The organism is Pseudomonas sp. 21 (assembly GCF_000955805.1).
Lineage (GTDB): Bacteria > Pseudomonadota > Gammaproteobacteria > Pseudomonadales > Pseudomonadaceae > Pseudomonas.
Map to the genome: position 1 here is coordinate 843,295 of NZ_JYOA01000007.1, position 19,255 is coordinate 862,549.

Consider the following 19,255-nt stretch of genomic DNA (forward strand, 5'->3'; position numbering starts at 1 on the left):
TATTTTCGAAAAAGGGGTGAGGTACCGAGGCGGCTGCTCCGTGTAGTGGTCATGAATGCGATTTATTCGCATGTGTAATCGACCTTTCGAGCAAGTGAGCCCCGATGACCCCGCTGCGCCGCGCTGTTCCCGAACTGTCTCTGAAACCCCTTGCCGCCGTCGTGCTCGGCGCTGCCCTGGTCGCCGCTCAGGTTCCCTCCGCGCGGGCCGAGAATGCCGCCGCCGGCGCCGCCCTGCAGGCGCGCTTTGGTTTCGCCATCGCCGCACAGCCGCTGCCCCAGGCGCTCAGCGAGTTCAGCCGGGTGACTGGCCTGAGCGTGGTCTACACCGATGAGACGCCGTACGACCTCAGTGCCCCGGCAGTCTCCGGCCAGCTCAGCGCCAACGATGCACTGAACCGCCTGCTTGCCGGTTCAGGCTACCGCTTCCGCGCCCTCGACGGCCGCACCCTGACCCTGGAGCGCCTGCCCGCCGACACCCTGAACCTGACCGACACCACCGTCACCGGCCAGGCGGCGTCGACCAGCTACCAACCGGCACCGGTCGCTTCCATCGGCCGCACCGACACGCCGGTGCTGGAAATCCCGCAAAGCATCGTCACCGTCCCGGCCCAGGCGCTGCGCGACCAGAAGCCGCGCAACCTTGACGACGCCCTCGGCAACATCAGCGGCATCACCCAGGCCAACACCCTCGGCGGCACCCAGGATGCGGTGATGAAGCGTGGTTTCGGCGACAATCGCGACGGCTCGATCATGCGTGACGGCCTGCCCTCGGTGCTGGGCCGCAACCTCACCGCCACCGCCGACCACGTCGAAGTGCTCAAGGGGCCGGCCTCGTTGCTGTACGGCATCCAGGACCCGGGCGGCATCGTCAACGTGGTGAGCAAGAAGCCGCAGCTGCAGCAGTACAACGCCGTCACCCTGCGCGGCTCGACCTATGCCCACGGCAAGCAGGGCAGCGGCGCGCAGATCGACACCACTGGCGCGCTGGGTGAAAGCAACCTGGCCTACCGGCTGATCGTCGATCACCAGGACGAAAACTACTGGCGCAATTTCGGCCAGCAGCGCGAGACCCTCGTCGCACCGTCGCTGGCCTGGTTCGGCGAGGACACCACGGTGAACCTGAGCTACGAGCACCGCGAGTTCAAGACGCCGTTCGACCGGGGCACCGCCATCGACCCGCGCACCAACAAGCCGCTGGATATCCCGCGTACGCGTCGCCTGGACGAGCCCTTCAACATCACCGAAGGCCGTTCCGACCTGACTCGGCTGGATGTCGAGCACCGCATCGACGACGCCTGGAAGGCGCATTTCGCCTACGGCTGGACCCGCGAGACCTACGACGACAACCAGGCCCGGGTCACCAAGGTCAACAGCAACGGCACCCTGACCCGCCGCACCGATGCCACCCGTGGTGCGGTGAGCAGCGACAGCTTCGCCACCGCCGGGCTGAACGGCGACCTGCAACTGGGCGGCTTCCGCCATGAAGTGACCTTCGGCATCGACAGCGAGAAGCGCAAGATCTACCGCGCCGACCTGATCCGCGACACGAAGAACACCACCTTCAACTACCTCGACCCGGTGTACGGGCAGATTTCCCCGGCCACCGCCGTCAGCCCCGGCGACAGCGACCAGACCGACAAGCTGCGCAGCGACTCGTTGTTCGTGCAGGATTCCTGGCACCTGGACGACCACTGGATTGTGGTCGCCGGCGGGCGCTACCAGATGTACGACCAGTACGCCGGGCGCGGCCGGCCGTTCAAGGCCAACACCGACATCAGCGGGCAGAAGTGGGTGCCGCGCGCCGGGGTGATCTACAAGATCAACGACGAGATGTCGCTGTATGGCAGCTACACCCAGTCGTTCAAGCCCAACTCCACCATCGCGCCGCTGTCCACGGGCGAGGTGATCGACTCGGCGATCCAGCCGGAAGAGGCGACCTCCTGGGAGATCGGCGGCAAGCTCGATATCCCCGGTCGCGTTACCGCCAACCTGGCCTTCTTCGACATCCGCAAGCGCAACGTGATGGTCACCCAGCTCGACGCCAACGGCGACAGCCGCGTCAGCACCGCCGGCAAGGTGCGCTCCTACGGTGCCGAGCTGGATGTCACCGGCCAGCTGAGCGAGAACTGGAACCTGATCGGCAGCTACGCCTGGCTGGACGCGGAAGTGACCGATGATCCGGAGCTGGAAGGCAACCGCCTGCAGAACGTGGCCAAGGAAACCGCCTCGCTGGCGGCGGTATACGACGCGGGGTCGATCTTCGGCGGCGACAACCTGCGCCTGGGCGGCGGCCCGCGCTATGTGGGCAAGCGCGCGGGCGACCCGTCCAAATCCTTCGAATTGCCGTCCTATACCGTGACCGATGCCTTCGCCAGCTATGACACGAAGCTGGGCGGCCACAACGTGGGCTTCCAGTTCAACGTGAAGAACCTGTTCGACCGCACCTACTATCCGTCGGCGGCGAACAACCTTTACGTGGCTATCGGCGAGCCACGGCAGTTCGAGATTTCGACCACGGTGGAGTTCTGATCCGGAGGGCGCGTCAGGCTTTGCAGGATGGGTGGAGCGCCCCAACAGCCCGTACCCTGTATCCCGTGTAGGGTGCATAACGCCTGCAGGTTTGACCGGGAGCTCCCTGTAGGGGCGCCCCATGGGCGCGATCGCNNNCATGGCCCGCTCCTACAGGTGAGGCGCGGGGTAGGAGTCCACCCCGCGCAGAGGCCTACATCTCGACCACGATCCGCCCTTCGATCTGCCCGGCGCGCATGCGGTCGAGGATGGCGTTGATGTCATCCAGCTTGCCGGCGGCGACGGTGGCTTTCACCAGGCCTTCGCCGGCGAAGTCCAGCGCTTCCTGCAGGTCCGCGCGGGTGCCGACGATGGAACCGGTGATGTGCAGGCCCTTGAGCACCACGTCGAAGATCGGCGTGGGGAAGTCGCCCGGCGGCAGGCCGACCAGCGACACGGTGCCGCCGCGGCGGGCCATGCCGATGCCCTGGCCGAAGGCGCTGTTGGACACGGCGGTGACGACCACGCCGTGGGCGCCGCCGATATCGCGCTGGACCACTTCGACCGGGTCTTCCTTCTTCGCATTGACGGTCAGGCTGGCGCCGAGCTTGCGCGCCAGTTCCAGTTTCGCGTCGTCGACATCCACGGCCACCACGTGCAGGCCCATGGCCTTGGCATACTGCACGGCGACGTGGCCCAGGCCACCGATGCCGGAGATCGCCACCCACTGGCCGGGACGTGCTTCGGTTTCCTTCAGCGCCTTGTAGACGGTGACGCCCGCGCAAAGAATCGGCGCAATCTCGGTAAAGCCGACATTCTTCGGCAGGATGCCGACGTAGTTCGGGTCCGCCAGCACGTATTCGGCGTAGCCGCCGTTCACCGAGTAGCCGGTGTTCTGCTGTCTTTCGCAGAGGGTTTCCCAGCCGGTCAGGCAGTGCTCGCAGCAGCCGCAGGCGGTGTACAGCCAGGGCACGCCGACGCGGTCGCCTTCCTTCACGCGGGTGACGCCGGCGCCGACCGCAGCGACGAAACCGACGCCTTCATGGCCGGGAATGAACGGCAGGCTCGGCTTCACCGGCCAGTCGCCTTCGGCGGCGTGCAGGTCGGTGTGGCAGACGCCGGAGGCCTCGATCTTCACCAGGATCTGTCCGGGGCCGGGCAGGGGGACTTTGACTTCCTCGATCCGCAGCGGCTCGCCAAAGGCGTGGACGACGGCGGCTTTCATGGTCGTGGGCAGGGTCGTGGACATTGCGCTCGCTCCTTGAAGGATGAGGTGCCTGCCCAGTCCGGGCAGGCTCGGGTCAGACGAGTCTGAGCCTCTGAGCCTAGGCCATCTTGAGCTGCGGCAAGCTTTTCCGAGATCGTCGCGGGCCTTGCCGGTGCCGGAATGACGAAATCGGGACCAACGGTCATGCCCAGTGCACTGCGCCACATCCTTTGCGGTATACTGCGCCGCCTTCAAGCCGGCACTGCCCGCCGGTTTGGCCACGTACAAGCCACGCCTCCGACGAGCGTGGCTTGTTGGTTTCTGACGCGCCCAAGAGCGCACTTGAGAGAGGCACGACGATGAGCGCACTGGTTGGCGTGATCATGGGTTCCAAATCCGACTGGAGCACCCTGAGCCACACCGCAGACATGCTGGACAAGCTCGGCATTCCGTATGAAGTGAAGGTGGTTTCCGCCCACCGTACTCCGGACCTGCTGTTCCAGTACGCCGAAGAGGCCGATGGCCGTGGCATCGAAGTGATCATCGCCGGCGCCGGCGGTGCCGCCCACCTGCCGGGCATGTGCGCCGCCAAGACCCACCTGCCGGTCCTCGGCGTGCCGGTGCAGTCCTCCATGCTCTCGGGCGTCGATTCGCTGCTGTCCATCGTGCAGATGCCCGCGGGCGTCCCGGTCGCCACCCTGGCCATCGGCAAGGCCGGCGCGACCAACGCAGCCCTGCTGTCCGCCAGCATCCTGGGCGCCAAGTACCCCCAATACCACGAGGCGCTGAAGCAGTTCCGCGCCACCCAGACCGAGACGGTGCTGGACAATCCCGATCCGCGCGAGGCCTGAGCAGAACCATGAAGATCGGTGTCATCGGTGGCGGCCAGCTGGGCCGCATGCTGTCCCTGGCGGGCACCCCGCTGGGCATGAACTTCGCCTTCCTCGACCCGGCGCCGGATGCCTGCGCGCAGTCCCTGGGCGAGCACATCCGCGCCGACTACAGCGACCAGGATCACCTGCGCCAGCTGGCCGATGAAGTCGACGTGGTGACCTTCGAGTTCGAGAGCGTGCCGGCCGAAACCGTGGCCTTCCTCTCGCAGTTCGTGCCGGTCTACCCGAACGCCGAGTCGCTGCGCATCGCCCGCGACCGCTGGTTCGAGAAGTCCATGTTCAAGGACCTGGGCATCCCGACCCCGTCCTTCGCCGACGTGCAGTCCCAGGCCGACCTCGACGCCGCGGTGGCCAGCATCGGCCTGCCGGCGGTGATGAAGACCCGCACCCTGGGCTACGACGGCAAGGGCCAGAAGGTCCTGCGCAAGCCCGAGGACGTCACCGGCGCCTTCGCCGAACTGGGCAGCGTGCCCTGCATCCTCGAAGGCTTCGTGCCCTTCACCGGCGAAGTCTCGCTGGTGGCGGTCCGTGCCCGCGACGGCGAAACCCGTTTCTACCCGCTGGTGCACAACACCCACGAGAACGGCATCCTGCGCCTCTCCGTGGCGAGCACTGACCACCCGCTGCAGGCGCTGGCCGAAGACTACGTCGGCCGCGTGCTGGACAAGCTGCAGTACGTGGGCGTGATGGCCTTCGAGTTCTTCGAGGTCGACGGCGGCCTGAAGGCCAACGAGATCGCCCCGCGCGTGCACAACTCCGGCCACTGGACCATCGAAGGTTCCGAGTGCAGCCAGTTCGAGAACCACGTGCGGGCCATTGCCGGTCTGCCGCTGGGCTCGACCGCAAAAGTGGGCGAGAGCGCCATGCTCAACTTCATCGGCGAAGTGCCGCCGGTGGCCGAGGTGCTGAACATCGCCGACTGCCACCTGCACCACTACGGCAAGGCCTTCAAGGCCGGGCGCAAGGTCGGTCATGCCACCCTGCGCAGCGCCGACCTGCCGACCCTGAAGGCGCGTATCGCCGAGGTCGAGGCGTTGATCGCCAAGGGCTGATCGTCAGTCTGCTGTGAAGGATGCCGCGTCAATCGCTGACGCGGCTTTTTTCATGGCGGGTTTCCTTGCGCTGTAAGAATCTCGAAACACTGCCGGGGGCTCTGGCCTGCGGTGGAACACGGAACGCCAGCGTTTCCTACACTGTCCCATGACAGGCGCGCACCCGCAGCGCTCAACCCACAAGGAGGGTTTGTCATGGGATTAATCGGAACCATCGTCATTGGCCTGATCGTCGGACTCATCGCGCGCTTCCTGAAGCCTGGCGATGACAGCATGGGCTGGATCATGACCATCCTGATCGGCATCGGCGGCTCGCTGTTGGCCACCTACGGCGGCCAGGCGCTGGGCATCTACGCGGCCGGCCAGGCGGCGGGCTTCATCGGCGCAGTGATCGGCGCCATCGTGCTGCTGGTCATTTACGGCCTGATCAAGAAGAATTGACGGTGATTTCCGCCCCTCTCCCGCCAAGGGGGAGGGCGCAGGAAGCCCTTACCGCCTGTGCCCGACCGGGCCTTTCGAGTCCACGATGCGCCGACCATTGCTCGCCTGTTGCCTGATAGTGCTGACTTCCCTGGCGTCCGCCGCCGAACTCCCCGAAACCGACTGGCTGTCCCTGATGCCGCCCAGCGACCGCAAGGCGCTGGAAGACATGCCGGAAATCACCCACAACGGCCCCGAGGCCAATGGCACCTTCACCAACAAGGGCGGGCTGAAACAGTCCGACAAGAAGCTGCCGCAGGTGATGTATTCGACCAAGACCGTGGCAGCGCTGAACGGCAAGGCGTTGCGCCTGGGCGGCTACCCGGTGCCGCTGGAGAATGACGCCAAGGGTCGCGTCACCGAGTTCTTCCTGGTGCCCTACCCGGGCGCCTGCATCCACGTGCCGCCGCCGCCGCCGAACCAGATCGTGCTGGTCCGCTACCCCAAGGGCATCCAGATCGACGATATCTACAACCCGATCTGGGTCAGCGGCACGCTGAAAGTGGAGAAGGTCAGCAATGACCTGGCCGATGCGGCCTACGCCATCGACGACGCCAAGGTGCGACCGGTGGAGGAGAGCGACCTCTAGCCCGCTCCTGCAGAAACAAAAAGCCCGGCTTGTGCCGGGCTTTTTCATTTTCAGGGCGCCGATGAATCAGGCCTTCAGCGGTTCACTCCAGATTTCCACGCTCATGCTTTCGCTGCGCCCCGGCGCCACGCACAGGGCGTCGTCCATCACTCGCGCGGTCTCGATGCAGAGCATGCCGGTCCAGGCATCGTCGGGCATCTGCGACAGCCGCGCAGCCTTGTCGATCCACGGGTTCCACACCACCGCCGAGCGCGAGCCGCCGGCCTTGACGTGGAGGCCGCGCTCCCACAGCGGGTCCTGGATCACCAGGGTCTTCTCCACGTCCAGGTAGACGCGGTCGGTCTCGCCGGTGAAGCGGATCAGTCCATGCTGCTGGCGCTCCTCCCAGTTCTCCATGGCGTCCAGGTAGCGGTTGCCCTGCAGGCCATCAATGCTTACCTGGCGGCAGTCGCTGACGGCAAAGTAGGTGTGCAGCGCCTGGGTCAGCGGCAGCGGCTTGTCGCTGAGGTTGTGGGTGGTCATTTCCAGGGTCAGGCGTTCGCCGAAGCGCATCACCAGTTCCAGCCGCGCCGAGTGCGCCCACCCGGGCAGGCCCTGGCTTGCGTCGTAGCTGAAGTGCACCGACAGCTGGCCCTGCTCGTCGGCGATGTCGTCCAGCTGCCAGTCGAGGGCGCGCACCAGACCGTGGGCCGGCGGTTTGTCGCCCTGGTAGGCGGTGCGGATGTCCACCGGGTTGCGGTCCAGGTTGCCGAACCAGGGCCAGCACACCGGGGCGCCGCCACGCACGGACTGGCCGTGGCGGTACTCGGCGGTCTCGCTCAGCCACACCAGCGGTGGTTGCTCATGGGGCTGGTAGCTGAGCAGTTGCGCGCCCTGCTGGGCGATCAGGGCTTCCCCATGGGCGGTGTGGATGCGCCAACAGGACAGTTGATCGATCTGTACCTGCTCGACGCGGGGCGTCTGGATGTCGCTGCTCATGGTGGTCTCCGGGACTGCGCTGCGAAAGTTTCAGTATCACCGATCCTTCGCGCAGCGGGCAGTTCCCGGAGAATGAAAAGATCAGCTCTGGCGCAGGGCTTCGAGCCGTTCGCGCTGCTGGCCATCGGCATCGAGGTTGGCGGCGTCCAGCCAGCGCTCGAAGGCCTGCCGGCAGCGCGGCCATTCGCTGTCGATGATGGAGAACCAGGCGGTATCGCGGTTGCGGTCCTTCACCACGGTGGCCTGGCGGAAGGTCCCCTCGAAGACGAAGCCCAGGCGCACGGCGGCGCGCATGGAGCGGGCGTTGAGTGCGTTGCACTTCCATTCCAGGCGCCGATAGCCCATCTCGAAGGCCCAGCGCGCCAGCAGGTAGACCGCCTCGGTGGAGGCCGGCGAGCGCTGCATTACGCGCCCATAGGCGATGTGGCCGATTTCGATGCTGCCGTCCCTGGGGAAGATCCGCAGGTAGCTGAGCAGGCCGACCGCGCGTCCGCTCTCACGGTCGATCACGGCGAAGAACAGCGGGTCGTTGCTGGCCGCGTTGCCCGCCAGCCAGGCGTCGAAGGGTGCGCGCTCGGGGAAGGGGCCGTAGGGCAGGTAGTCCCACAGCACGGGGTCAGAGTCGGGACCTTGCAGCGCCTCCCACAGGTCATCGCCGTGGAGGGCGACGTCCAGCGGAGCCAGGTTGATGTTTCGGCCGGTCAGGGTGCGGCGTTCGGGGCTGGCGGCGGGACGCCAGTTCAGCAGGGGTTGGTCGTTCATGGGCGCTCCGGCTCAGAGGATCTTGCGGTACTGGACGAACCCGGAGCGGTCGGCGATCCGGTCATACAGGAACATGGCGTCGGTGTTGCTCTCGTGGGTCAGCCAGTGCACCCGCGCGGCACCGTTGGCGCGGGCGTCGGCGTACACGTGCTCGATCAGCTGCGCGCCGATGCCACCGCCGCGCTGGCCTTCGGCGACGTACAGGTCCTGCAGGTAGACGTAGTCGCCCTGGGTCCAGCAGGAGCGGTGGTAGATGAAGTGCACCAGGCCGATGGCGGTGCCATCGCGCCAGGCGAGGGCGGCGTGCATCGGTTCGGCCGCATCGAGGAAGCGCTGCCAGGTGACGGCGCTGGTGGCCTCGTCGATGGTGGTCTTGTAGAAGCGCTGGTAGCCCTGCCAGAGCGGCAGCCAGGCGGCGTGATCATCGGCGGTGATCGGGCGGATCTCGACAGCGGAAGACATGGTGATGGCCTTGTGTGCGTTGGAATGCTTCCAGCCTAGGTCGGTAATTGGTTCTGCTAAAGAGCCATTCATGATCAAATCAAAGGAACCATTGCCGACTTCCCGGAAGCCGCTCCATGAGTGTTCCTCTGCCTTTCAACCCGTCCGGCATCCGCCTCGATCCTGCCCGGCCGCTGGGCGTTCAGCTGTTTCAGGCGTTGCGCGAGCGCATCCTCGATGGTCGCCTCGCGGCGCGCTCCCGGCTGCCGGCCAGCCGTGATCTGGCTGCTTCGCTGGGTGTTTCCCGCAATACCGTGGTGCGCGCCTACGAGCAGCTCTACGCCGAAGGTTACATCGAAGGCCGCACCGGCGATGGCACCTACGTGGCGGAACGGGTTCAGCCCTCGGTCGATGCGGTTCGTAGCGAAGCACGCAGCCCGGATGCGCCTTCGCTGGAGCGCCTCGCGCGGCATCATCTGCCGCTGCCGCCCACCGGCGCGCCACGGGCATTCCGGGTCGGCGTGCCGGCCTTCGACCTCTTCCCCTTCGATACCTGGGCACGGCTGCAGGCGCGCTTCTGGCGCGATCCGCCGCTGGATTGCCTGGGCTACGGCGACCCGGCCGGCGAGCAGCGCCTGCGCGAGCTGGTCGCCGCCTACCTGCGTACTACCCGCGGCCTGCATTGCGATGCCGGGCAGATCATCATCACCAGCGGCGCCCAGCAGGGCATCGCGCTGTGCGCCCAGGTGCTGCTCGCCGAGGGAGACGGCGCGGCCATCGAGAACCCCGGCTACCGCGCCGCCGGCCATGCCTTCGCCACGGCCGGCGCGCGCCTGCACGGCGTACCGGTGGATGCCGATGGCCTCTGCACGGAACGGCTGGCGCAGTTGCCGGACTGCCGGCTGGTCTACGTCACGCCTTCGCACCAGTACCCCACCGGCGTGACCCTGTCGCTGGCGCGGCGCCTGGAGCTGCTGGAGTGGGCCGAGCGCAGCGGCGGCTGGATCGTCGAGGATGATTACGACGGCGAGTATCGCTACAGCGGTACGCCGCTGATGCCGCTGGCCGCGCTGGATCGCCATGACCGCGTCCTCTACGTCGGCACCTTCTGCAAGATCGCCTTCCCTGCGCTGCGCCTGGGCTATCTGGTCGTCCCGCCGGCGCTGGCGCAGGCCTTCGCCCGCCGCCGCGCGCTGGACGTGCGGCACTCGGAAGTTGGTACCCAGCGGGTGATGGCGGACTTCATCGCCGAAGGGCATTTCCAGCGGCATGTCCGCCGCATGCGCAGGGCCGCCCGCAGCCGCCGTGACGCGCTGCTGCGTGGCTGGCCGGAGGTGGCCGGCTGCGCGCCGATGCCGGCGGTGGACGCGGGATTGCACCTGTGCGTGCGGGTCGACAGCCGCGAGCGCGAGCTGGAACTGGTGCAGCGCGCGGCGGCGGTGGGCGTCGAGGTGAACGCCCTGAGCGATTACTGGCTGCCGGAGTCCGCCGAGCCGGCGGATCTGCGGGCCGGGCTGGTGCTGGGTTTTGCGGCGGTGCCGGAGGCGCGGATCGCCGAGGCGTTGAAGGCATTGCGCAAGGTTTGGACAATCAGGAGCCCCTCTCCCCAGCCCTCTCCCTGAAGGGAGAGGGAGCCGTTCAGCTTTCACGGATACGACAGCGTCGGCCGGCGGTCGCCGAGCTGCTGCCTATGCTGCGAGCCGGAGCTATTGGCCTTCCCCGCGATCACCGTCGCTCTAGTCCCCTCTCCCTTCGGAGCGGGGCTCGCTGCCAGGGTTAGGGAGAGGGAAGCGAACTTTGCGCTGAAGACGAAGGTGGGGTGAGGCCCATACATCTTGTAACGCCCGGCTATTTGCTTAGCTGCCTTACGAAGTTGGCGAGAGGCACTACGCTCCCTAAAATACCGCCCCTCTCGAAAATACCCCGGAGCCGCCATGAGCCTAGCCCTGTCCACCGTCCCCGAGCGCAAGTCCTCTGCGTCCTGGGTCGCCTTCCTCCTCCTGCTGGCGGGCGCGCTGTTCCTCGCCCAGGTGGTGAGCGGCCGGCAGGCCCTGCTGTTCCTGGTCGGCGGCGCGCTGGGGCTGACGCTCTACCACGCGGCTTTCGGCTTCACGTCCGCCTGGCGCGTGTTCATCCGCGAACGCCGCGGCGCCGGCCTGCGTGCGCAGATGGTGATGCTGGCGCTGGCGGTGCTGCTGTTCTTCCCGGCGCTGGCCGCCGGAACGCTGTTCGGTGAACCGGTGAAGGGGCTGGTGTCGCCGGCTGGCACGTCGGTCATCGTCGGCGCCTTCATCTTCGGCATCGGTATGCAACTGGGCGGCGGCTGCGCCTCCGGCACGCTGTTCACCGTGGGCGGCGGTAACGCACGGATGCTCGTGACGCTGCTGTTCTTCATCATCGGCTCGGTGATCGCCACCCACCACATCGGCTGGTGGTTTGCCCTGCCGTCGCTGCCGCCGACCTCCATCGTGCAGTCCCTTGGCCTGTTCCCGGCACTGGCGCTGAGCCTGGCGCTGTTCGCTGCCATTGCCGCCGTCAGCGTGGTGCTGGAGCGACGCCGCCATGGCGTGCTGGAGCTGATCGCCAGCAACGGCGAGCAGGGCATCGGCCGGTTCTTCCGTGGCCCGTGGCCGCTGGTATGGGGTGCGGTGGCGCTGGCGTTGCTGAACTTCGCTACCCTGGCGCTGGCCGGACGCCCGTGGGGCGTCACCTCGGCCTTTGCCCTGTGGGGCGCGAAGGCATTCGAAAGCCTGGGGATAGCCGTCGACCAGTGGGCCTTCTGGCAGGTCGACGCCAATGCCAAGGCGCTGGCCGCACCGGTGTGGCAGGACGTTACCAGTGTGATGGACTTCGGCATCATGATCGGCGCGCTGCTGGCCGCCGGCCTCGCCGGTCGTTTCGCTCCGAGCCTGAAGATCCCGGCGCGCTCGCTGATCGCGGCAGTCATCGGCGGCCTGCTGCTGGGCTACGGCGCGCGCCTGGCGTACGGCTGCAACATCGGCGCGTATTTCAGCGGCATCGCCTCCGGCAGCCTGCACGGCTGGCTGTGGCTGGTGGCGGCGTTCTTCGGCAACGCGGTGGGTGTGCGTCTGCGGCCGATCTTCTTCCCCGCCGAGCGCGTGGAAGCGCGCCTGACCGGCTGCTGAGTCAGGCCGGGCGGGGCGTCTCGCGCTCCGCCCAGTAGGTCTGCCGGTGGCCGCGGGCCTGGTACTCCCCCGCCAGGGCTTCGGCCTCGGCGCGGCTCAGTTGGCGGCGCATGACGAAGCGGTTGCCGTTTTCGTCCAGGCGCAGCAGGCACCAGTCCCGTTCTTCAGGCATTGAAGGTTGACGTCTTGCGCAGGCGCAGCGCGAGCAGGATCAGCAGGACGCCAAAGAACACCGAATAGGCGCCGATCACCCAGGCCACGGCGATTGCCCCGGCACCGGGGTTGCCGATCATCAGCACGCCGAACAGCACCGATACCGCGCCGGAAAGCCCGAGCCACCATTCATTCTGCAGCGCCTTGCGCAGGCGGATCGCGGCGATGATCTGCAGCACGCCCATCACCAGCGCCCAGCCGGCGATCAGCATCAGCAGGCCCAGCGCGGTCAGCTGCGGCCAGAGGAAGGCGACCAGCCCGGCGGCGATCCCCAGCAAGCCCACCAGCACCAGCGGCCACAAGGGCCGGCCGGATTCGCGCATCTGCGCGGCGGCGATCAGGGTGAACAGGCCGTCGACGAAGGCGTAGGCGCCGAAGAACAGCACCATCACGGTCAGCACGATGCCCGGCCAGACCATGGCCAGGATGCCGAACAGCAGGGCGGCGACGCCGCGCAGGGCGATCCATTTCCAGTGGCGGCCCAGGGCTTGCCAGAGCGGGTGTTGCGACATGGCGGCGATCCTCGCGAGGGGTGTGGCTGAAACCATAGCCCTGCCCGGTGACCAGCGCTTGAGCCAGGTCATGCCGGCCACTGTAGGAGCGAGCTTGCTCGCGAATCGAGTTCACCGGCAGCGCCGTCGCTGGGCGGTTCGCGAGCAAGCTCGCTCCTACAACGAGAACCCAAAAAAGAAAGCCCGGCACGGGCCGGGCTGTGGAAGGCCCGTCGCAACGGGCGGGTGCCGTCAGGCGACGTCACCGGGGAGAGCGGCTGCGACACATCCGGCGCGGATTCTGCGATCCTTGCGGGTTGGAGTGTGGCGTAGCGATGAACGGTCCGGGCCCCGCCATGCGGGCGCCTCAAGGCGTTGATACAGCGCAGCATATTCTTAGTTGATTGAGCGTTCAATAAAAAACGAATAGACTGGCCCACAGTATCGCCGGACGGCATAGGTACGCCCGGCGAAGAGGAGATTGAAAAATGCCCAAGGTCGGTATGCAGCCGATTCGCCGCTCCCAATTGATCCACGCGACCCTCGAGGCGGTGGACCAGGTGGGCATGAGCGACGCCAGCATCGCCCTGATCGCCCGCCTCGCGGGGGTCTCCAACGGCATCATCAGCCACTACTTCCAGGACAAGAACGGGCTGCTGGAAGCGACGATGCGACATTTGATGTCGGCATTGAGCAAGGCCGTCGCCGAGCGCCGCGCTACCTTGCGCAACGACGAACCGCGCTCGCACCTGCGCGCCATCATCGCCGGCAACTTCGACAGCTCGCAGGTCAACGGCCCGGCCATGAAGACCTGGCTCGCGTTCTGGGCGACCAGCATGCACCAGCCGGCGCTGCGCCGGCTGCAGCGGATCAACGACCACCGGCTGTATTCGAACCTGTGCAGCCAGTTCCGCCGCGAACTGCCGCTGGCCCAGGCCCGCAGCGCCGCTCGCGGGCTGGCCGCGCTGATCGACGGCCTCTGGCTGCGGGGCGCGCTCTCGGGCGATGCCTTTGACACCGAGCAGGCGTTGGCGATTGCCTACGACTACCTCGACCAACAACTGGCCAAGCGCCCCGGATAGCGGGCGCAGCCTTGCGCTGACACCGACAAGAGAGGACCACCGCACCATGGCTCGATTCGAAGTACAGAAGCTCTACATTGGCGGTCGCTACGTGGAAGCCACCAGCGGCGCCACCTTCGAGACCATCAATCCGGCCAACGGTGAAGTCCTCGCCCAGGTACAACGCGCCTCGAAGGAAGACGTCGAGCGCGCCGTGCAGGCAGCGGTGGAAGGGCAGAAAGTCTGGGCGGCGATGACCGCCATGCAGCGCTCGCGCATCCTGCGCCGCGCCGTCGACATCCTCCGCGAGCGCAACGACGAACTGGCCGAACTGGAAACCCTCGACACCGGCAAGCCGTTGGCCGAGACCCGCTTCGTCGATATCGTCACCGGCGCCGACGTGCTCGAGTACTACGCCGGGCTGGTGCCCGCCATCGAGGGCGAACAGATCCCGCTGCGCGACACCAGCTTCGTCTATACCCGCCGCGAGCCGCTAGGCGTGGTCGCCGGCATCGGCGCCTGGAACTACCCGATCCAGATCGCCCTGTGGAAATCCGCCCCGGCCCTGGCCGCCGGCAATGCGATGATCTTCAAGCCCAGCGAAGTCACCCCGCTGACCGCGTTGAAGCTCGCCGAGGTCTACACCGAAGCCGGCCTGCCCGATGGCGTGTTCAACGTGCTCACCGGCAGCGGCCGCGAAGTCGGTCAGTGGCTGACCGAGCACCCGGTCATCGAGAAGATCTCCTTCACCGGCGGCACCGCCACCGGCAAGAAGGTCATGGCCAGCGCCTCCAGCTCCTCGCTCAAGGAAGTCACCATGGAGCTGGGCGGCAAGTCGCCGCTGATCATCTTCGAAGACGCCAACCTCGACCGCGCCGCCGACATCGCCGTCATGGCCAACTTCTTCAGCTCCGGCCAGGTCTGCACCAACGGCACTCGCGTGTTCATCCCGCGCAACCTGCAGGCGCGCTTCGAGGCCAAGGTGCTGGAGCGCGTGAAGCGCATCCGCCTGGGCAACCCGCAGGACGAGAACACCAACTTCGGCCCGCTGGTGAGCTTCCCGCACATGGAGAGCGTGCTCTCCTACATCGAGTCCGGCAAAGAGCAGAAGGCCCGCCTGCTGTGCGGTGGCGAACGCGTCACCCACGCTGAGTTCGGCCAGGGCGCGTATGTCGCGCCCACCGTGTTCACCGACTGCCGCGACGACATGACCATCGTCCGCGAGGAAATCTTCGGGCCGGTCATGAGCATCCTCGTCTACGACACCGAAGACGAGGCCATCCGCCGCGCCAACGACACCGAGTACGGCCTCGCCGCCGGCGTCGTGACCCAGGACCTGGCCCGCGCGCACCGGGCGATCCACCGCCTCGAAGCGGGCATCTGCTGGATCAACACCTGGGGCGAGTCGCCGGCCGAGATGCCGGTTGGCGGATACAAGCAATCGGGTGTCGGTCGTGAGAACGGCCTGACCACCCTGGCTCACTACACTCGCATCAAATCCGTACAGGTTGAGCTGGGCGACTACACCTCGGTGTTCTGATCGCCGCGATCGAGCCATGAAAGGCCGGTCGCAGGCATGACTCCCTGACCACCGGCCATCTTCGAACACGCAGACACCGGCGCGCACGCGTCGCGGGCGGTGTCGTGCCTGAAAAAAGAGGAAGGCCTGCATGTCCCAGGAATACGACTACATCATCATCGGCGCCGGATCGGCCGGTAACGTACTGGCTACCCGCCTGACCGAGGACACCGACGTCAGCGTCCTGCTGCTTGAGGCCGGCGGCCCGGACTACCGCGCCGACTTCCGCACCCAGATGCCCGCCGCGCTGGCCTACCCCCTGCAGGGCCGCCGCTACAACTGGGCCTACCTGACCGACCCGGAACCGCACATGAACAACCGCCGCATGGAGTGCGGGCGCGGCAAGGGCCTGGGTGGCTCCTCGCTGATCAACGGCATGTGCTACATCCGCGGCAACGCCATGGACTTCGACGGCTGGGCGCAGGAGAAGGGCCTGGAAGACTGGACCTACCTCGACTGCCTGCCGTACTTCCGCAAGGCCGAGACCCGCGACATCGGCCCCAACGACTACCACGGCGGCAGCGGCCCGGTGAGCGTCACCACGCCGAAGGCCGGCAACAACCCACTGTTCCACGCCATGGTCGAGGCCGGCGTGCAGGCCGGTTACCCGCGTACCGAGGACCTCAACGGCTACCAGCAGGAAGGCTTCGGCCCGATGGACCGTACCGTTACCCCGCAGGGCCGTCGCGCCAGTACTGCCCGTGGATACCTGGACCAGGCCCGCGAGCGCCCCAACCTGACCATCGTCACCCACGCGTTGACCGACCGCATCCTGTTCAGCGGCAAGCGCGCCATTGGCGCGACCTATCTGCATGGCGATGACAACGCGCTGAAGGAAGTCCGCGCACGCCGCGAAGTGATGGTGTGCTCTGGCGCCATCGCTTCCCCGCAACTGCTGCAGCGCTCCGGCGTCGGCCCGTCCGCCCTGCTGCGCGACCTGGGCATCGAAGTCGTGCATGACTTGCCCGGCGTCGGCCAGAACCTCCAGGACCACCTGGAGATGTACCTGCAGTACGCCTGCAAGCAGCCGGTGTCGCTATACCCGGCGCTGCAATGGTGGAACCAGCCGCAGATCGGCGCGGAGTGGATGTTCCTCGGCACGGGCCTGGGGGCGAGCAACCAGTTCGAGGCCGGTGGCTTCATCCGCAGCCGACCGGAATTCGAGTGGCCGAATATCCAGTACCACTTCCTGCCGGTGGCGATTAACTACAACGGCAGCAACGCGGTGAGCGAGCACGGCTTCCAGGCCCACGTCGGCTCGATGCGCTCTCCCAGCCGCGGCCGGATCAACCTGACTTCCCGCGATCCGCGCAAGCACCCGAGCATCCTGTTCAACTACATGTCCTGCGAGCAGGACTGGCAGGAGTTCCGCGACGCCATCCGCATCACCCGCGAGATCATGAACCAGCCTGCGCTCGACCCCTATCGCGGTCGCGAGATCAGTCCGGGCCTGGACAAACAGAGCGATGCAGACCTCGACGCCTTCGTCCGCGAACATGCGGAAACGGCTTTCCACCCGTCCTGCTCCTGCAAGATGGGCGATGACGACATGGCGGTGGTCGATGGCGAGGGCCGCGTGCACGGCATGGAGGGGCTGCGGGTGGTCGATGCGTCGATCATGCCGCTGATCATCACCGGCAACCTCAACGCCACCACCATCATGATGGCCGAGAAGATCGCCGATAAGGTTCGCGGTCGCCCGGCGCTACCGCGCAGCACTGCTGACTACTTCAAGGCTGAAGGTGCGCCGGTGCGCGGAAAACCGCAGCGCTGATTCTGTAAGGCAGAGACGAAAACGCCGGCGAGAGAGCCGGCGTTTTCAGTTTTCAGCCACGACGCGGAGGAACCGGACGGGTGCGGCCGCTACCGTCGATGGCGACGAAGACGAATACCGCCTCGGTGACCTTGCGCCATTCACTGGACAGCGGGTCGTCACTCCATACCTCGACCAGCATGCGGATCGAGCTGCGGCCCACTTCCAGGGTCTGTGTATAGAAGGAGAGCTGCGCGCCGACAGCGACCGGGACCAGGAAGGCCATGCGGTCGATGGCTACCGTGGCTACGCGGCCACCGGCAATGCGGCTGGACATGGCGGTTCCGGCGAGATCCATCTGCGCCACCAGCCAGCCACCGAAGATGTCGCCAAAGCCGTTGGTCTCGCGCGGCAGGGCGGTGATCTGCAAGGCCAGGTCGCCCTGCGGGATGGGATCTTCTTGTTCGAGCTCGATCATAGGTAAGGGCCTCTTGCCCCCGGCGTACTCATGGTGAGGTTATGGAAAAACTCTCCCAAGACACCTGCCGGCGCAAGGCCTTGGGACAGCTTTTGATCGGCCTGCCCGCATTATATAGAAGCAGGGCCCTGTGCGACGACCGCAGGACTTCGAGTTTTTCCCGCGGGCGCGGCCGCTGTGTCGCCTCCGCGCAATTTGCTATGGTGCGGCACCTGCGGCTGCCGGCCGCAGCCTCCTTGCCTGCAGAGATAACAAGCACCATGCCTTCTGTGAACGCTCCTGCCGCGCCCGCGTCACGTCCGTTGACCCGCAGCGACTACAAGACTCTTTCGCTGTCCGCCCTGGGCGGCGCCCTCGAGTTCTACGACTTCATCATCTTCGTCTTCTTCGCCACCGTGGTTGGCAAGCTGTTCTTCCCCGCCGACATGCCTGACTGGCTGCGCCAATTGCAGACCTTCGGCCTGTTCGCAGCCGGCTACCTGGCCCGTCCGCTGGGTGGTGTGGTGATGGCGCACTTCGGCGACCTGCTGGGCCGCAAGAAGATGTTCACCCTCAGCATCTTCCTGATGGCCGTGCCCACACTGATCATGGGCCTGCTGCCGACCTACGCGCAGATTGGTATCTGGGCGCCGCTGGCGCTCCTGCTGCTGCGCGTCATCCAGGGCGCGGCCATCGGCGGTGAAGTGCCGGGCGCCTGGGTGTTCGTCGCCGAGCACGTCCCGCATCGCCATGTGGGCTATGCCTGCGGCACGCTCACGTCGGGTCTGACCGCGGGCATCCTCATCGGTTCGCTGGTGGCGACCCTGATCAACAGCGTCTACAGCGCCGAAGAAGTGCAGGGCTATGCGTGGCGTATTCCATTCCTGCTGGGTGGCATCTTCGGGCTGTTCTCCGTCTACCTGCGCCGCTGGCTGCACGAGACGCCGGTATTCGCCGAGCTGCAGCTGCGCAAGCAACTGGCGGAGGAAGTCCCGCTGGGCGTGGTGGTGCGTGAACATCGTCCGGCCATCGTGCTGTCCATGCTGCTGACCTGGGTACTGTCTGCCGGCATCGTGGTGGTGATCCTGATGACTCCGTCGGTGCTGCAGACTGTCTATGGCTTCGATGCTGCTACGTCGCTGAAAGCCAACAGCGTGGCGATCGTTTGCCTGAGCGTCGGTTGCATCCTGGCCGGTCGCCTTGCCGACCGCTTCGGCGCGGGTCGTACCTTTATAGTGGGGAGCATCCTGCTGGGTGTCGTGTCCTGGACCTTCTACACCAGCTTGAAGGCACATCCGGACTGGCTGTTCCCGCTGTATGCGATCACTGGCCTGTGCGTCGGAGTCATCGGCGCAGTGCCCTATGTGATGGTCAACGCCTTCCCGGCGGTGGTTCGCTTTACCGGCCTGTCCTTCTCCTACAACCTGGCCTACGCCATCTTCGGCGGCCTGACACCCATGGTGGTTGCCCTCCTGATGAAGGAAGACCCGCTGGGCCCGGCCTACTATGTAGTGGCGCTGTGCGTGGTTGGCCTGCTGGTGGGGGCCTATCTGCTGCGGCAGGAACGCCGGCTGGTAGGGCAGGGAATGGCCGTAAACTGATCGGGCGGACAGTTTTTTGCAGAAAGTTTAAATTAGTCGTTG

General features: G+C 66.5%; 18 protein-coding genes. 11 read left to right on the forward strand and 7 right to left on the reverse strand.

The annotated features are described in order from the left end of the window. Window positions 1-104 precede the first annotated feature (104 nt). On the forward strand, window positions 105-2,531 hold the full coding sequence (locus UB43_RS19355) for a TonB-dependent receptor (RefSeq protein ID WP_045214112.1): 2,427 nt from the start codon (window positions 105-107) through the stop codon (window positions 2,529-2,531). Between the two features lie 193 nt (window positions 2,532-2,724). On the opposite strand, the gene adhP is transcribed toward UB43_RS19355, so the two are convergent. Further along, entirely contained in the window at window positions 2,725-3,759 is a 1,035-nt protein-coding gene (adhP, locus tag UB43_RS19360; RefSeq protein WP_045214115.1) for an alcohol dehydrogenase AdhP, read from the reverse strand. A gap of 317 nt (window positions 3,760-4,076) precedes the next feature. On the opposite strand from adhP, the gene purE reads away from it, so the two are divergent. From purE to UB43_RS19380, 4 genes are all read left to right on the forward strand, one after another. Beyond that, window positions 4,077-4,568, forward strand: a complete 492-nt coding sequence (purE, locus tag UB43_RS19365; RefSeq protein WP_017521570.1) for a 5-(carboxyamino)imidazole ribonucleotide mutase — start codon at window positions 4,077-4,079, stop codon at window positions 4,566-4,568. An 8-nt stretch (window positions 4,569-4,576) separates the two neighbouring features. Then, a complete protein-coding gene (locus UB43_RS19370; protein WP_045214117.1) occupies window positions 4,577-5,662 on the forward strand; it encodes a 5-(carboxyamino)imidazole ribonucleotide synthase in 1,086 nt (361 codons plus the stop codon). A gap of 195 nt (window positions 5,663-5,857) precedes the next feature. Further along, window positions 5,858-6,103, forward strand: a complete 246-nt coding sequence (locus UB43_RS19375; RefSeq protein ID WP_017521572.1) for a GlsB/YeaQ/YmgE family stress response membrane protein — start codon at window positions 5,858-5,860, stop codon at window positions 6,101-6,103. An 85-nt stretch (window positions 6,104-6,188) separates the two neighbouring features. Further along, window positions 6,189-6,731, forward strand: a complete 543-nt coding sequence (locus tag UB43_RS19380) for a DUF3299 domain-containing protein (RefSeq protein ID WP_045214119.1) — start codon at window positions 6,189-6,191, stop codon at window positions 6,729-6,731. A gap of 66 nt (window positions 6,732-6,797) precedes the next feature. On the opposite strand, the gene UB43_RS19385 is transcribed toward UB43_RS19380, so the two are convergent. From UB43_RS19385 to UB43_RS19395, 3 genes are all read right to left on the reverse strand, one after another. Further along, the gene (locus UB43_RS19385) at window positions 6,798-7,709 is read right to left on the reverse strand and encodes a D-hexose-6-phosphate mutarotase (RefSeq protein WP_045214121.1); all 912 of its coding nucleotides are present in this window, start codon (window positions 7,707-7,709) and stop codon (window positions 6,798-6,800) included. Window positions 7,710-7,790: 81 nt separating this feature from the next. Beyond that, a complete protein-coding gene (locus UB43_RS19390) occupies window positions 7,791-8,471 on the reverse strand; it encodes a GNAT family N-acetyltransferase (RefSeq protein ID WP_045214123.1) in 681 nt (226 codons plus the stop codon). A gap of 12 nt (window positions 8,472-8,483) precedes the next feature. Continuing rightward, the gene (locus tag UB43_RS19395) at window positions 8,484-8,933 is read right to left on the reverse strand and encodes a GNAT family N-acetyltransferase (RefSeq protein WP_045214125.1); all 450 of its coding nucleotides are present in this window, start codon (window positions 8,931-8,933) and stop codon (window positions 8,484-8,486) included. Between the two features lie 116 nt (window positions 8,934-9,049). Between UB43_RS19395 and UB43_RS19400 the strand changes: the two genes are divergently transcribed. Both UB43_RS19400 and UB43_RS19405 read left to right on the forward strand, forming a co-directional pair. Then, the gene (locus UB43_RS19400; protein WP_045214128.1) at window positions 9,050-10,534 is read left to right on the forward strand and encodes a PLP-dependent aminotransferase family protein; all 1,485 of its coding nucleotides are present in this window, start codon (window positions 9,050-9,052) and stop codon (window positions 10,532-10,534) included. 312 nt (window positions 10,535-10,846) lie between these two features. Beyond that, window positions 10,847-12,058 carry a YeeE/YedE family protein gene (locus UB43_RS19405; protein WP_045214129.1) on the forward strand — a complete coding sequence of 404 codons (1,212 nt, stop codon included), beginning with the start codon at window positions 10,847-10,849 and terminating at the stop codon, window positions 12,056-12,058. 1 nt (window position 12,059) lies between these two features. Here UB43_RS19405 and UB43_RS29845 read toward each other — a convergent pair whose 3' ends face one another. After that, window positions 12,060-12,230, reverse strand: coding sequence for a hypothetical protein (locus tag UB43_RS29845; protein ID WP_177329807.1), 171 nt, complete (start codon window positions 12,228-12,230; stop codon window positions 12,060-12,062). Then, window positions 12,223-12,783: an HdeD family acid-resistance protein gene (locus tag UB43_RS19410; protein WP_045214130.1), complete on the reverse strand. Its 561-nt coding sequence runs from the start codon at window positions 12,781-12,783 to the stop codon at window positions 12,223-12,225. Before UB43_RS19410 ends, UB43_RS29845 begins: the two co-directional genes overlap by 8 nt. Before the next feature lie 467 nt (window positions 12,784-13,250). On the opposite strand from UB43_RS19410, the gene betI reads away from it, so the two are divergent. The 3 genes from betI to betA all read left to right on the forward strand — a co-directional run bounded on the left by betI (window position 13,251) and on the right by betA (window position 17,176). Then, complete coding sequence (gene betI / locus UB43_RS19415; protein WP_045214133.1) at window positions 13,251-13,844, forward strand: transcriptional regulator BetI; 594 nt, start codon at window positions 13,251-13,253, stop codon at window positions 13,842-13,844. A 46-nt stretch (window positions 13,845-13,890) separates the two neighbouring features. Then, window positions 13,891-15,363 (forward strand): betaine-aldehyde dehydrogenase, encoded by a 1,473-nt coding sequence (gene betB, locus UB43_RS19420; RefSeq protein ID WP_045214135.1) that lies wholly within the window; start codon window positions 13,891-13,893, stop codon window positions 15,361-15,363. Between the two features lie 130 nt (window positions 15,364-15,493). Continuing rightward, window positions 15,494-17,176 carry a choline dehydrogenase gene (gene betA, locus UB43_RS19425; RefSeq protein ID WP_045214137.1) on the forward strand — a complete coding sequence of 561 codons (1,683 nt, stop codon included), beginning with the start codon at window positions 15,494-15,496 and terminating at the stop codon, window positions 17,174-17,176. A 52-nt stretch (window positions 17,177-17,228) separates the two neighbouring features. Here the strand turns inward: betA and UB43_RS19430 are convergent, their stop codons facing one another. Beyond that, window positions 17,229-17,633: an acyl-CoA thioesterase gene (locus UB43_RS19430; RefSeq protein ID WP_017521585.1), complete on the reverse strand. Its 405-nt coding sequence runs from the start codon at window positions 17,631-17,633 to the stop codon at window positions 17,229-17,231. Between the two features lie 260 nt (window positions 17,634-17,893). On the opposite strand from UB43_RS19430, the gene UB43_RS19435 reads away from it, so the two are divergent. Then, a complete protein-coding gene (locus UB43_RS19435; RefSeq protein ID WP_045214139.1) occupies window positions 17,894-19,213 on the forward strand; it encodes an MFS transporter in 1,320 nt (439 codons plus the stop codon). Window positions 19,214-19,255 lie beyond the last annotated feature (42 nt).